The sequence below is a fragment of the Tenacibaculum larymnensis genome (genome assembly GCF_028829235.1).
GTDB classification, from domain to species: domain Bacteria; phylum Bacteroidota; class Bacteroidia; order Flavobacteriales; family Flavobacteriaceae; genus Polaribacter; species Polaribacter larymnensis.
This window is the reverse complement of sequence record NZ_JAIWJY010000008.1, coordinates 1-14,897: the sequence shown is the minus strand read 5'-3', so window position 1 is coordinate 14,897 and position 14,897 is coordinate 1. Positions and strand designations below refer to the sequence as shown.

Below are 14,897 nucleotides of genomic sequence, written 5' to 3'. Positions count from 1 at the left end.
TTAAGCACCTCTATAAGTTACGTAGTTTCTCGGAGTTTCGTATAATGTAACTTCTAAGTCTAATTTTTCAGGAATACTTACACGTAACTTATTATAAATTACCACAGATATATTTTCTACTGTAGGATTGACATTTTTAAACTCTTCAACTTCAATATTTAAGTTTTTATGATCTAAAACATCTTCAACCTTTAACTTAACTAAATCTTTCAGTTTACCTAAATCATATACATAACCTGTTTCTTGATCTATCTCACCAGTTAATGAAACAATTAACTCATAATTATGACCATGGTAATTAGGATTGCTACATTTACCAAAAACCTCATAATTTTTCTCGTCAGACCATTTAGGGTTAAACAACCTGTGTGCAGCATTAAAATGTGCTTTTCTATGAACTGTTACTTTAGGCATATTAAATATACTTAGATATTTTATCGTAAGATTCTTTAAAAATTATTTTAAACCAAGCTGTATATTCTTCTGGATGATTTTCTATATCATTTTTCACCTCTTCTAAAGGCATCCATTTATATGAAGCTACTTCTTCAGGGTTTACAATAGGTTCGTCGTTAAATCTACCAATCATTACATGATCATATTCATGTTCTGTCAAACCATTATCAAATGGTGCTTTATAGATAAAAGAAAACACCTCTTCTAACTCACATGAAAAACCCATTTCCTCTTGTAATCTACGTTTTCCAGCCTCTATATTCGACTCTCCATCTCTTTGGTGTGAACAACAAGTATTTGTCCATAATAAAGGTGAATGGTATTTTTCAGCAGCACGTTGTTGCAACATCAATTCACTTTTATCATTGAAAACAAATACCGAAAAAGCCCTGTGTAGTAAAGCTTTTTCATGTGCCTCAATCTTTTCCATTAACCCTATCGGATTGTCTTGCTGGTCAACTAAAATTACTTGCTCTTTCATGTAAAAAATTTACGAAAAGCAAACTTACGAAATTGAGACCAGTTCAACAATTAAAACCTTTTGAACAGTTCGCTTTAAAATGTATCTTTGCAACCTTAAAATTTATAGATGAGTTTTTTAGAAGAAATACAGAAGAGACGTACATTCGGAATTATATCACACCCCGATGCTGGTAAAACTACCCTAACTGAAAAGTTATTACTTTTTGGTGGAGCAATTCAAGAAGCTGGTGCGGTTAAAAATAACAAAATTAAAAAAGGAGCTACTTCCGATTTTATGGAAATTGAGCGCCAACGTGGTATCTCGGTAGCCACTTCTGTATTAGCTTTCATTTATAAAGACAAAAAAATCAATATTCTTGATACACCAGGTCACAAAGATTTTGCTGAAGACACCTTTAGAACGTTAACTGCTGTTGATAGTGTTATTGTTGTTATTGATGTTGCAAAAGGGGTTGAGGAGCAAACCGAAAAGTTAGTAGAGGTTTGTCGTATGCGTAAAATCCCGATGATTGTTTTTATCAATAAATTAGACCGTGAAGGTAAAGATGCTTTTGATTTATTAGATGAAGTTGAGCAAAAGTTAGGCTTAAAAGTAACTCCTTTAAGTTTCCCTATCGGAATGGGATACGATTTTAAAGGAATCTATAATATTTGGGAAAAGAAATTAAATATCTTTTCTGGAGATAATAAACAAACAATTTCTGAAGGTGTTGAATTTGATGATATAGATAACCCTGAGCTAGATAAAATTGTTGGAGAAAATTCTGCAAATACACTTCGTGAAGAATTAGAATTAGTAAATGAAGTATACCCAGATTTCGACCAAGAAGCTTACGTTAATGGAGATTTACAGCCTGTTTTCTTTGGTTCTGCTTTAAACAACTTTGGAGTGAAGGAATTATTAGATTGCTTTATTGATATTGCTCCAAACCCACAACCAAAACAGGCAGAAGAACGCTTAGTTGACTCTAAAGAAAATAAATTAACTGGTTTCGTATTTAAGATTCATGCAAACATGGATCCTAAACACCGTGATCGTTTAGCTTTCGTGAAGATTGTTTCTGGAACTTTTAAAAGAAACACCCCTTACTTACACGTTCGTAACGGTAAAAAAGTAAAATTCTCTAGTCCGAATGCCTTTTTTGCTGAAAAGAAAGAAATTGTAGATGAATCTTTCCCTGGTGATATTGTGGGATTACATGACACTGGTAACTTTAAAATTGGTGATACTTTAACTGAAGGTGAACAATTAAATTTCAAAGGAATTCCAAGTTTCTCTCCAGAGCATTTCCGTTATGTAAACAACGCGGATCCTATGAAAGCGAAACAACTATACAAAGGTTTAGATCAATTAATGGACGAAGGGGTTGCACAGTTATTTACAATGGAAATGAACGGACGTAGAATTGTAGGAACTGTAGGAGCGCTTCAATACGAAGTAATTCAATACCGTTTAGAGCATGAATATGGAGCTAAATGCTCGTATGAAAACATTGGAGTACATAAAGCTTGTTGGGTTGAACCAGAAGACCCTAAAAATGAAGAGTTCAAAGAGTTTAAGCGTGTAAAACAACGCTATTTAGCGAAAGACAAACAAGGTCAACTAGTATTTTTAGCTGACTCACCTTTTACAATTCAAATGACACAAAGTAAATACCCAACGGTAAAATTACATTTCACTAGTGAGTTCTAAAAAACACTACATAGCATTTTTTCTTTTCTCTTTTTTCTCTTTTTCCTCAATACACAGTCAAGGGAGTTTATCGAGTTTACAGGGAAAAGAATTACATAATAAAGTTCGGTTGAATTTTATTCCTGTTGAAATGCCTACGGATGAATTTCCTAACTTAAAATCAACGATGGGACTAACTGGTTTACATTACCAAATTCCAATTAACGATTGGCTGTATGGTGGTGCCGGATTCCATTTTGCAGTAACAGGAGATCAGGGAGGATTGTTTACGTTAGGCGCTGAATTAGGAGTTAATAAACAACTATACAAAAACTTTTATGTTGATGCTAATTTCCATATTGGCGGTGGTGGTGGATATCGCTATCTGGTAAATGATGGTGGCTTTATCAATCCTAATATTGGATTACAATACAAAAAGAATGATTATTCCTTCGGAATACAATATAGTCACGTTAACTTTTTATCAGGAGAAATAAAAAGTAATTCAGTTTCTTTCTTTGTAGAAATACCAAGTATTTTACGTTTTACTGATTATGATAAAGCGCATCAAAAATTTGTAGCGGACAATCTTTCTCCAGATAGTTTTTGGAACAAACCAGTTGTTAAAAATGCACAACAAATTCGTTTTGATTTCTTTAAGCCTATTGGGAATTCAAAAAAAGATAATGGAGACGACCTAAATGAGGTACTATATGTGCTAGGTTTTGAATATCAGAAGTATTTGAACGAAAACACTTTTTTATTTGCGCATACTGATGCTATTTATAGAGGCTTACGTGCTGGTTTTATGGATCTATTTGTAGGTGCAGGATATCATCCATATCAATCGAAGTACATTAATATATTCGGAAAATTAGGTGTTGGTGCTGCTGGTGGTCGTGTGGCTCCTGAAGGTGGATTGATGGTCTACCCTTCCGCAGGAATTGATTTAAAGATATTTAAAAATATTGCTATTAGTGGTCATGGAGGTTACTATCGTGCTATAGCTGGAGATTTAGAAGCGTATACCTTCGGGTTTGGATTAAAATACTTCGGATTAAACGGTGGAGTATCTTCTGAAGAAAATAGCACTTACAATACAAAAGGATTACGTTTTGAAGTACAAAATCAAAGTTATTTTGATGTTGCTAAAACAGATGACCTTTTAGACGCTACTGAAATTGACTTGCAATTAATTGGTTTTAAAGTTAATTATGACTTGAATCATTCATTGTATGTTGCAGGAGAAGCTGGTTTTGCTTACGATGGTCGTTCTGGTGGTTATGCTCACGGATTAGTTGGTGGTGGTGTATATAGCCCTAGATTTTTCAATGATAAAGTACGTGGTTTTATTGAAGTTATGGCTGGTGCTGGTGGAGGTGCTGGTGTAGATACTGACGAAGGAATTATAATTCGTCCTACACTTGGATTAAGTTATGATATCGTAAATCAAATTTCTATAATTGCTTCTGGGGGTAGATATTATTCTCCTTTCGGTAATGTAAACTCAAATAATATTAACATAGGTTTAAGCTTTAACCTTTCAACTTTATCAGTAAAAAACTAACTTTGTCATTGCTAAGAAAAACAATGATTTAGCTATTTTAATAATTTAAGATTCTTTTTTCCTAAATTTTGGATATAGGGAATCGTACATATATAAATAAACAAGAGAAAAATGGATAACGGAATTTATGCAAAGTTCACCACTCCAAAAGGTGATATTTTAGTAAACTTAGAATATGAAAAAACTCCTGGAACTGTAGGTAACTTTGTTGCTTTAGCAGAAGGTAACTTAGAAAACTCAGCAAAACCACAAGGAACTCCTTATTACAACGGTTTAAAGTTTCACCGTGTAATTGCTGACTTTATGATTCAAGGTGGTTGCCCTCAAGGAACTGGAACAGGAAACCCTGGTTATAAATTTGATGATGAAATTCACCCTGAATTAAAGCATGATGCTCCAGGAAAATTATCAATGGCAAATGCTGGACCTGGAACAAATGGTTCTCAATTTTTCATTACACATGTTGCTACTCCTTGGTTAGATGGTAAGCACACTGTTTTTGGTAGTGTTGTAGAAGGACAAGATGTTGTTGATGCGATTGCTCAAGACGATACTATGGATGTAGAGATTATACGTGTTGGTGATGCTGCTGAAGCTTTCAATGCAGTGGAAGCTTTTAGAACTTTTGAAGGAGCTCGTGAAAAACGTGAAGCTGAAGCAAAAGCTAAACAAAAAGAATTATTAGATCAAGTAGCTGCTGGATACGATGAAACTCCAAGCGGATTACGTTATAAAATCTTACAAAACGGAGACGGAAAACAAGCTACTAAAGGAGCTATGGTTTCTGTACACTACAAAGGTCAGTTATTAGACGGAACTGTATTTGATTCATCATACAAACGTAAACAACCTATTGATTTTGCTATCGGTGTTGGTCAAGTAATTCCTGGTTGGGATGAAGGTATTCAATTATTAAAAGTGGGTGATAAAGCTCGTTTAGTAATTCCATCTGACTTAGCATACGGTGCACAGGGAGCTGGTGGAGTAATTCCTCCAAATGCAACCTTAATTTTTGATGTAGAGTTAATGAATGTAAAGTAGTAACATACAATATATTATATAATTAGTAAAGCCTTCATAATTTATGGAGGCTTTTTTATACTCTAATTTCACTTAATATTTATTTAATATTCATAACATTAAAGAACATATTACTTAATAGATTTATCATAATTACTTAAGAGCAAAAAAGTAAAAAAGGGTGATTTTTACATCACAAAACAAGCTCTTAAAACCTATGAAAACAACTTTACTTTATTTTACACTCATTCTTCTGTCTTCTATCGAACTAAAAGCTCAAGAAGTATGTACTACACCAGAAGATAACGCTATTGATTTAAATATTATAAGCGCAAAAAAATGTGATATTGTTAACGAAAAACAAAACCCAAGAGAAAGAACTACAAAAACATTAATTGCTAGAAATAGAATAAAAAAGATAAGAAAATCACCACAAAAAAGTCAATCAAGCTTAAGTGCTTCTTCTAAAGTTTCTATTGTCACTACAAGTAATGATTTATCTATAAAAAACTCTTTAAAATCTCAAACTAAAGAAGTTTTATTCTCGGTTGTTGAAGAAGTTCCTTTATTTCCTAAATGTAAAAATAGCTCTAACGAAAAAGCTAAAAAGTGTTTTAAAGACAATATGCAAAAACATTTTTCAAAGAATTATTTTCCTGAAGTCTTTTCAGAAGAAGGTATACGTGGTAGAATTTTAATTCAATTTACTATAGATATTTATGGTAATCCAAAAAACATCCAAGTAGTTAGTTCTAAGCCTAGTAAAGTTATTACTAATGAAATCAACCGAATTATCAACAAACTACCTCAGTTAGAGTCTGGTAAAGAAAAAGGAATCCCTGTAGATGTTACTTACTCTTTCCCTATAAATTTAATCTTAAATTAATATAAGATATTTATCTGAGTTTTCAGATAATTTTATTTTCGTGCTCCTTAAAATTCCTCTTTAACACACACAAATGAAACATATCTTTACCATTTTTTTATTTTCAATATCATTTTCTTATTCTCAAGAAAAATGTGAAACTCCTAATGAAAACATCCAAGATTTAAATACTATTAGTATTACTAAATGTTCTATAGAAGATGTAAAAGAAGCTCTAGAAACTGAAAAAGTTAAAGAAATTTCAACAAGAAAAAGACATCGTAAACTTAGAAAAGCAAATGCTATTTCAACTAAATCAAATAAAGTTGAAGAAATTAAAAGTAAAAACACTCTTGTTCAAAAGTTAAATATAAAAGAAGATATCCTAAGTTCTCTAGATAAAGTTCCTTTTCACTTAGTAGAACAAATTCCTTTGTTTGATGAGTGTAAAAGCACTCCTATTTTACAACAATCAAAGTGTTTTGAAAAAGAAATGATAAAACATATCGTTAGAAATTTTGATTATCCAAAAGAAGCTTTACGAAAAAAAATTGAAGGCAAAATTTTAGTGCAATTTACAATTGATAAAGAAGGTAATGTTGTTGATATAAAGAAAAAAGGCCCTGAAAATAGTGACCTTTTAAAAAAGGAAGCACATAGGCTAATTAATACACTTCCTAAATTTATTCCTGGTAGCCATAAAGATAGTTTTGTTAATGTAAAATACGCTTTACCAATAATTTTTAGAGTACCTTAAAACTAATTTTTACTCGTTCTTTTTTTGGTTATTAACACTCTAGTCAACTGAATAACAGAATAAATTTGTTATATTCTATTTTTTATTTATATTTACAGCGTTAGTTAACGTTTAATTAACTTCACCAAACACTTAAAATTAGAGCACAATGATTAAAAAATTCCCCTCAGTAGTAGCTGCCATGCTACTTTCTTTAGCGGCTGTAGGACAGGAAGTATGTACTACTCCAGATGAACAAATCGCAGATCCGAACAGTATCACAAAATGTGCAATCGAAGACACCGATAATGGTGCAAAAAAACAACTATCTATTGAAGTCTCTACTAGACGACGTGTTGTTCGTAAGAACAAAGAAGCTGTCTCTGCTATTGGAGGTATTAATTCTTCACAAAAGGTAGCTGATATTAAAAAGAAATCTTTATTAATTGGTAAACTTGAGTTAGAAGACAACTCTTCAACTATTGAGAAAGTACCATTTAATTTAGTAGAAGAAATTCCTTTGTTTAGTAAATGTAACAACGTTCCTTTAATTAAACAAGCAAAGTGTTTTGAAACTAATATGACTAAACACATTATTAAGAATTTTAACTATCCTCAAGAAGCAATTGATGCAGGAATACAAGGTAGAGTTTTAGTTCAGTTTACTATAAACGAGCAAGGAAATGTTGAAGATATTTTAATGCGTGGACCTAAAGGTGGTGAATCTTTAGAGAAAGAAGCTGAAAGAATTATTAATGATCTTCCTAAGTTTATTCCTGGAAAACATAATGGTAGAACTGTAAAAGTAAAATATGGAGTTCCTATTACTTTTAAAGCTCCAGGAGCAACAAATAACAGTTCTTCATCTAGAAGAAGTACTAACAAGGTTGTTGCTAAGAAAAGTTCTAACGTTGTTAAAAAGGAAAAGGTTATTACTGATTTTGTGAAGTTTGTTGAAGTACAGAGTATTCCTCAATTCAAAGCTTGTACAAAAGTTCCAGATATGCAAAAATTAACATGTTTCAACGAAAGAATGGTTAGCCATATTCAAAGAAACTTTAACTATCCTGCTGCTGCTGCTGAACAAAACATTGAAGGTAGAGTTTGGGTACGCTTTATAATTGACAAAAAAGGAGAAGTAACTAATATTAAGATGAAAGGTCCTGAGAATGGTCAATTATTAGAACAAGAAGCTAAAAGGATGGTTTCTAAGTTACCTAAATTTGTTCCAGCAGAGCATAATGGTAAGACAGCTAATGTTGAATATTACATTCCTGTTAACTTCAAATTACATGAATAACAACTCTTAAAAGTGTTTATATAAAAAAAGAGCTTCTAATTAAATTAGAAGCTCTTTTCTTTTTGTCCAAATAGTTTTTACAATACTATTTAACCTTACTTAACTTATATGTAACTAAGCTTTAACACAAATAAATTATACAGTACAGTATACTTTTAAATAACGACACAATACAATACAATACAATACTTAGTAATCGATTCACTTAAAACAAAAAAAGAGGTGGTTAATAATTAACTACCTCTTTTTATTACTATACTATTTTATTACTATTTCTTATCTTCTGGAAATAATATTTTCTTTAGAGCTTCTTTCTCTTTTTTAACTTTTTCTTTTTGCTCTTGAATCTTTTTATCTAACTCACTAAGTCTTTCATTAGCTTTGCGAACTACTTTTTCTTTTTCTTTAGCTTCTTCATCCGAGATTTCTTTATTCTCTTTAGCTTCTTTTATTCTTTCTTGAGCTTTTTTAACCTTTTCTCTTCCTCTATTTAAAACACCTTCGCTATCACGAATGTTTTTTTCTTGCTCTTCAATTCTTTGCTTAGCTTCATTTGATCTCATTTTTCCAAATTCTCTTCCGCTCATTCCATCCTTATCTCGACCATAGGCATTAACTTTTCCTTTTTTCTCTTTATCTGCCTTTAGTTCTTTTTTCTGCTTTTTACCTTTTTTCTCTTTTAGCTCTTTTTCCTTCTTCATTTCTTGAGCTTTGTCTTTCCCTTTTTCTTTTACATCTTCTACTTCTTGCTCAAGTTCTTCTTTTATCTCTTCGGATTTATCCTTTCCTTTTTGCTTTACCTCTACACTTTTTTCTTTTCCTTTACCCTTTCCTTGGGCAAATGTTTGTTGAGTTCCTATAAATGCAAAAAGCATTACGATTGATGCTATCAGTTTTATGTTTTTCATAATGATTGAGTTTTTAGTTTATATACTATCTATTTCTTGCAACTGCTCTTCAAGTTTCTTTGTTGCTTCATTTAATTTATCGATGCCAGCTTTTACCTCATTTTCAATAGAGTCTATTTTTTTTATAGCTGCTTCAATTTTCTGTTTTTCTTCTTGTTCTTTCTTTTTATCTGTACAAGAAATCATAAAAAGAATTCCGAATGTTAAAATCAATAGTTTTTTCATAATTTAATTAAATAGGTTAATATATACTAAGACACTTAAACAACTACAAAGTCACTATGGACTATAGCTATTTAAGCAAAAAGCCAGCATAATGCTGGCTTTTTGTTGTTTTTAAATGATTAAGGTTTGATATTTTCTTCCTTAGCTAATAAACCAAAAAACTTATCTAAGTTTGGTAAGATTACAATTCTAGTTCTTCTGTTTTTTGCTCTATTAGAAGCAGTATTATTATCTACTAACGGCATTGCACTACCTCTACCCGATGCAATTAATCTGCTTGGATCGACTCCATATTTTTTCTCTAAAAGTCGAACGATAGATGTTGCTCTTTTAACACTTAAATCCCAGTTATCTTGTAAAACTCCAGAGTTAAATGACCTAGCATCAGTGTGTCCTTCGATCATAACATCCATACTTGGTTCAGAGTTAATAATATCAGCTAACTTTTTTATTAATTTGTTAGCATTTCTTTTTACTCTGTAACTTGCTGTATTAAATAACATCTTGTCAGAAACAGAAATCATCACAACCGTTTGATCGATATCAATGTTTACATCTTCATCATTTTCCAATTCTGATGTATTAATTGATTTCTTAAGATTGTAAGATACTGCAACATTCATCGAGTCTTTCAATGTTTTAGCATTTGCTAACTCAGCTGGATCAACATTTTTAAGTGTTTCTCTCATTTTTTCTTTCATAGAGTTAGAAATAACAGCTGTATTACCAACCATATCTAACTTTACGCTATTTTCTTCATGGAGTGATTCATTTACATTTCTTAATGAATTAATCTTGTCATTGTAGTCATCAACTCTCTTTTCTATTTTAGCAAACTTTGCTTCAAGTTGCTCCTTTTCTAGAGTTGTTTTTTGTAAATTTCCTCTTGTATCATTGTACTTCTGTTCTAACTCAACATACTTCTTTTTTGACACACAAGACGTCATTGTTAAAGCCAATAACGCCATAGGAATAAATAGTTTCTTCATAATTAATAATAATGATAATAAGTTAATGTAACCTTATAACTTAATTTTTTCCATAATATTATACTTGTATGAATAAAAAAACTCCTTTTTAAAAAGGAGTTTTTAACTTGATAATATTACTATTATTTATGTAAGATTCTTAATTCTTATAATTCACTTTTATTTCTTTATTCATTCTATCGCAATCCTCTTCTTTTTCTTTAAAACACTTATTGTTTTCAGGCCTTGTACCTCTTCCTGATCTCTTCAAATTCTTACTTAAAAACTCTAAAAAGTTGCTTTTTTTAGTAGCCATTCTTTTTCTCACTCTTTTCTTCTCTTGTTCTTGCCTTATTTCTATAGATTCACTTCCTTTTACTATATAGAAATATGAACGTCTGTTTAATTGATACTCTTCTTCAGAACATCTTATTCCGTCTACACAGTCATTTAATGGTTTATCTTCTCCATACCCTATAGCGCTTTCAATTCTGTTACTAGCAATACCTCTTGACAAAATATAATCTCTAGTAGATTTTGCTCTTTTATCTGATAACATTCTATTATAATCTCTATGACCACGACTATCCGTATGTGATTCTATTTTTATCACTAATTCAGGGTGGTTTGTCATTACTGTTACAATATTTTCTAACTCATATTCTGCATCTTCTCTTATAACAGACTTGTCATAGTCAAAGTAAATAGGTTTTATTACTATTTGGTTTCCTATAATTAATGGTGTTAACTTAAGATTTGCTGTAACTTCATCACTTCTTTTACTAGTAGTTGAAACAACACTTCTACCTGATCTATGATCTAATTTAGTTGCCGTAATTGTATAAGTATTATTACACGGTACATCTTTAAAAGTATAATTACCTGAACCATCAGAAATTGTTTCTGCTATAATTTCTTTTTCTTTATTAATTAACTTTATTACTGCTGCATCTACTGGAGTATTTGTTTTATTGTTCTTTATTACTCCTCTAACAATTTGTGTACAAACAGGTGGATCTGTGTAGATAAAGAAACTATAAATATCATCATCTCCTTTTCCTTTTTCTCTGTTTGACGAAAAGAAACCTCTTTTACCATTATTACTTATAAAAAAAGAAAAGTCATCTTTTTTACTATTGAATGGATACCCTAAATTTTCTGGTGAGGATAATGTACCATCTTCTTTAATTTTTGCTTGAAAAATATCAAGAAGTCCTAAACCTAAATGCCCATTGGAAGAAAAATACAATACATTATCATTTCCTACATAAGGAAAGACTTCTTTTTCTGGTGTATTTACAGAGCTTCCTAAATTTTCTGGTTCTCCGTACTCATCTTTACCTTTGATAGCTACTTTATAAATATCAGATTGTCCATAACCTCCAGGCATATTAGAAACAAAATATAATGTTTTTTCATCTGGACTTAAGGCTGGATGCCCTGTTGAATACTCATCATTATTAAATGGCAATTCTTTAACATTAACCCAATAACCATTTACATAACTAGCTTTATAAATTTTTAAGTTAGAAGTGTTTTTCTTACTTTTTCTTGCTCTTTTTCCTTCTGAATTATTTCTTGTAAAGTAAATAGTCTTTCCATCTTTTGTAAAAACAGGTGTTGATTCATGTAATTCAGAAGCTATTGGTTCTCCAAGCTTTTGAACGTTACCTAAAACTAAAATAGTATCTTGTTTACTACCTTCTAATGTTTGTATATCCTCTTCTGCCTTGTAAATATTTAAAAATGGTTGGTTGTTCCATTTATATATTTTTTGTCTTTTTGAATCATTAGGTACAGCGGATGTAAAATATGATTTTCCATTCAATAAGAACCCTCCAAAATCTGAGTATGGTGTATTTATTGCCAGATTTCTTACTCCTATCCTTTTTTCTTGACTATTGTAATCTAATAAGTAACTATCCTTTTTAAGTTCTTCATTTAGACTACTTTTTTGAGATTGTGCTAATTTTAAAAATATAGAATCTGATTTTTTATACTTTCCATTACTCCTCAAAGCTTGAGCGTACTTAAATAAGTGTTTTTCTTCAACCTTCTCATCAAAATTAGAAATAAGTTTTTGATACCAAACTTCTGCTTTTTCAGTATCTGAATTGTTATAGTAAGATTCTGCCAATCTACTTAATACATGTTGAGAACTATCTCCTTTAATTAATACTAAATCTTTATACAATTTAGCTGATTGAACATAAGAAAACTCTTCAAAATAACGATCTGCTACTTTTCTACTTTGACCAAAAACATTTACTGCCAATACTAACAGCATTGTTAGCACTAGTAATTTTTTAAAACTCATTTTTCTCTTTTTTAGAAGAATCTTGGGGACCTATATCTAATATCTTTAAATATTTCATATTGTAACATGATTTCGTGTGTTCCCGAATTTGTTACATTATAGTTTGATGTTGTTAAATCATATGAGTATCCTATAAGCAAAGAATCTGTTGCTTGAAAACCTAAAAGTGCACTTACAGAATCATCCCATCTCCATGAAGCTCCAACTCTAAATTTCTCATTAAACAATAAATTTGCTGAGATATCTAATGATAGTGGAGCTCCAGAAACTCCTTTTAGTAAAGCAGCTGGTTTAAACTTTAAGTCTTCATTTATATCAAAAACATATCCTGCTATTAAGAAAAAGTGCATTCTTTCTACAGCTACTTCACCTGGAGTATCGGCATCGTAATGCTCCATTCTTAAAATATTTGGTACCGATAATCCGACATACCACTGTGGTTGGTGATAATAAATACCTGCTCCAACTGTTGGTAAGAACTTATTGATATTATCTTGAAAAACTACTTCATCATCTTTATAGGTTCCTTTTGACCAATCTATATTTAATAACCTACCTCCTAAACGTAAACCAAAAGCTAAATTTCCTTCTTGTCCAGTTTGAATATTATAAGAAACATTAGCATCTAAATATATTTCACTAGAAGGACCTACTTGATCATTCATTAAATTAACTCCTAATCCTAACCCTGAATACCCTAAAGGAGTATCATAAGATAAATTTTGGGTATTAGGTGCTCCCTCAAAACCTACCCATTGCATTCTACCTAAGGCAGTGATTACTGTATGCCCTCTTGATCCTGCATAAGCAGGGTTCACATTCATAGTATTATACATATACTGTGTATACTGAGGGTCTTGTTGTGCATGAATATCTGTAGTTATACAGATACTCATTACACATATTAAGATTAAACTTAAATATAATTTCATTTGATTAAAACTTTTATTCATCAGTCTTTTTATAAATCCAGATTATCTATTAATGTAAATCCAGCCTTTTTTAACTTTGCTTCCGTTTCCAAGGTCTAAAATATAGAAGTATGTTCCAACTGGCAATTTATCACCTACATTTATATTTGCTCTTCCTTCAGAAATCCCTCTGAACACAATACTACTATTATTATACCCTTTTGCTCTATATACTGTATTACCCCATCTATTAAAAATTTCAATAGCATTACTAGGGAAATTTTCTATACAGTCGATATGCAAATAACTGTTAGCTGAATCTCCATTTGGACTCATCAGATTATTAACTTTTACACAAGTGTCTTCATTAATAGCATCACCAAAGCCTTCTAATCCATCTACACTATCAGCTATACCATCTCCATCTGAATCTATTCCACTATCATCAACTACACCGTTTCCTCCACTATTAGGATCTATTGGATCTGTATTATTATCTGGAGAATTGGCATCTCCATGACCGTCAAATCCATCTACACTATCAGCTATACCGTCTCCATCCGTATCTTCATAAGGATTGTCTACTTGACCATCTCCATCTTCATCAGAATTTCCTCCTTCTACAACGTCATTAATACCATCATCATCACTATCTAAATCTTGGTAATCAGGAATACCATCTCCATCTGTATCTGGTTCTTCATTATTATCTACTGAATCGTCAGCCTGTCCATCTCCATTAGCATCTGTATACCCTGAATCATTAGAATCGATAACACCATCTCCGTTAGTGTCTAAATCTCCATCTCCACCTTCTATTACGTCATTAATACCATCGTTATCTGAATCTAAATCTAATGAATCTGGAACCCCATCATTATCTGTATCTACCAAACCATCACCTTCTTCTACATCTGGTATACCATCATTATCATCATCCACATCCATAGCATCTGGTATACCATCGTTATCTGTATCAATACAATCTTCTCCTGATAATCTACCATTTACTACAAAATCTTCAGAAGATCCTCTACCGCAACTACTACTCACACTTACTGTATAAGTAACTCCAAAATTATAACCGTTAATTATACCGTTTTCATCAACCGCTAATGTTGAATCATTGAAAACATAAGTTAAACTTGAATCGTAATTAGTAATTATAGCCCTACCTGGTGTTGAACATGTAGCTCTTTCAACTGATATAGAAGGTATAGAAGGAACAGCCTCTTCTGTTACCACTACTTCAGATGTAGCTTCACTTGTACATGAACTCGTTGCTGATACTGTATAGGTATAGGTTCCTGCTCCCGCTAAGGCTGGTGACCAAGTACCACCTGTATCTGGCGTCCCCCCTAACTCTGCAAATAACTGCGTTTCTGTTACTGTTGTTCCTTCACAGATTGTTAATGTTCCGTTGGTTCCTGCATCTGGAGCTGTTGTACCATTTACTGTTACCGTTACCG

Annotated in this window: 14 protein-coding genes; 6 read left to right on the top strand and 8 right to left on the bottom strand. The window is 31.6% G+C overall.

Annotated elements, in window-relative coordinates; translation table 11 throughout:
* Both LCI24_RS11940 and idi read right to left on the bottom strand, forming a co-directional pair.
* Positions 1-414, bottom strand: coding sequence for a 6-pyruvoyl trahydropterin synthase family protein (locus tag LCI24_RS11940; protein WP_099216270.1), 414 nt, complete (start codon positions 412-414; stop codon positions 1-3).
* A 1-nt stretch (position 415) separates the two neighbouring features.
* Positions 416-937, bottom strand: coding sequence for an isopentenyl-diphosphate Delta-isomerase (gene idi, locus LCI24_RS11935; protein ID WP_274640579.1), 522 nt, complete (start codon positions 935-937; stop codon positions 416-418).
* Positions 938-1,045: 108 nt separating this feature from the next.
* Between idi and LCI24_RS11930 the strand changes: the two genes are divergently transcribed.
* From LCI24_RS11930 to LCI24_RS11905, 6 genes are all read left to right on the top strand, one after another.
* Positions 1,046-2,632 (top strand): peptide chain release factor 3, encoded by a 1,587-nt coding sequence (locus LCI24_RS11930; protein WP_274640578.1) that lies wholly within the window; start codon positions 1,046-1,048, stop codon positions 2,630-2,632.
* A gap of 109 nt (positions 2,633-2,741) precedes the next feature.
* The gene (locus LCI24_RS11925; protein ID WP_274640577.1) at positions 2,742-4,178 is read left to right on the top strand and encodes a hypothetical protein; all 1,437 of its coding nucleotides are present in this window, start codon (positions 2,742-2,744) and stop codon (positions 4,176-4,178) included.
* A gap of 111 nt (positions 4,179-4,289) precedes the next feature.
* Positions 4,290-5,219 (top strand): peptidylprolyl isomerase, encoded by a 930-nt coding sequence (locus LCI24_RS11920; RefSeq protein WP_274640576.1) that lies wholly within the window; start codon positions 4,290-4,292, stop codon positions 5,217-5,219.
* A gap of 196 nt (positions 5,220-5,415) precedes the next feature.
* The gene (locus tag LCI24_RS11915; protein WP_274640575.1) at positions 5,416-6,084 is read left to right on the top strand and encodes an energy transducer TonB; all 669 of its coding nucleotides are present in this window, start codon (positions 5,416-5,418) and stop codon (positions 6,082-6,084) included.
* 73 nt (positions 6,085-6,157) lie between these two features.
* Complete coding sequence (locus LCI24_RS11910; RefSeq protein ID WP_274640574.1) at positions 6,158-6,820, top strand: energy transducer TonB; 663 nt, start codon at positions 6,158-6,160, stop codon at positions 6,818-6,820.
* 148 nt (positions 6,821-6,968) lie between these two features.
* On the top strand, positions 6,969-8,099 hold the full coding sequence (locus tag LCI24_RS11905; RefSeq protein ID WP_274640573.1) for an energy transducer TonB: 1,131 nt from the start codon (positions 6,969-6,971) through the stop codon (positions 8,097-8,099).
* A gap of 269 nt (positions 8,100-8,368) precedes the next feature.
* On the opposite strand, the gene LCI24_RS11900 is transcribed toward LCI24_RS11905, so the two are convergent.
* From LCI24_RS11900 to LCI24_RS11875, 6 genes are all read right to left on the bottom strand, one after another.
* Positions 8,369-9,007, bottom strand: a complete 639-nt coding sequence (locus LCI24_RS11900) for a hypothetical protein (RefSeq protein WP_274640572.1) — start codon at positions 9,005-9,007, stop codon at positions 8,369-8,371.
* An 18-nt stretch (positions 9,008-9,025) separates the two neighbouring features.
* The gene (locus LCI24_RS11895) at positions 9,026-9,232 is read right to left on the bottom strand and encodes a hypothetical protein (RefSeq protein ID WP_124591056.1); all 207 of its coding nucleotides are present in this window, start codon (positions 9,230-9,232) and stop codon (positions 9,026-9,028) included.
* Positions 9,233-9,351: 119 nt separating this feature from the next.
* Positions 9,352-10,221, bottom strand: coding sequence for an OmpA family protein (locus LCI24_RS11890; protein WP_274640571.1), 870 nt, complete (start codon positions 10,219-10,221; stop codon positions 9,352-9,354).
* Between the two features lie 139 nt (positions 10,222-10,360).
* Positions 10,361-12,517 carry an OmpA family protein gene (locus tag LCI24_RS11885; protein WP_274640570.1) on the bottom strand — a complete coding sequence of 719 codons (2,157 nt, stop codon included), beginning with the start codon at positions 12,515-12,517 and terminating at the stop codon, positions 10,361-10,363.
* Between the two features lie 11 nt (positions 12,518-12,528).
* Positions 12,529-13,449 carry a PorP/SprF family type IX secretion system membrane protein gene (locus LCI24_RS11880; RefSeq protein ID WP_274640569.1) on the bottom strand — a complete coding sequence of 307 codons (921 nt, stop codon included), beginning with the start codon at positions 13,447-13,449 and terminating at the stop codon, positions 12,529-12,531.
* A gap of 42 nt (positions 13,450-13,491) precedes the next feature.
* Positions 13,492-14,897: T9SS type B sorting domain-containing protein (locus LCI24_RS11875; RefSeq protein ID WP_274640568.1), on the bottom strand; the 1,406-nt coding region annotated here is incomplete at its 5' end.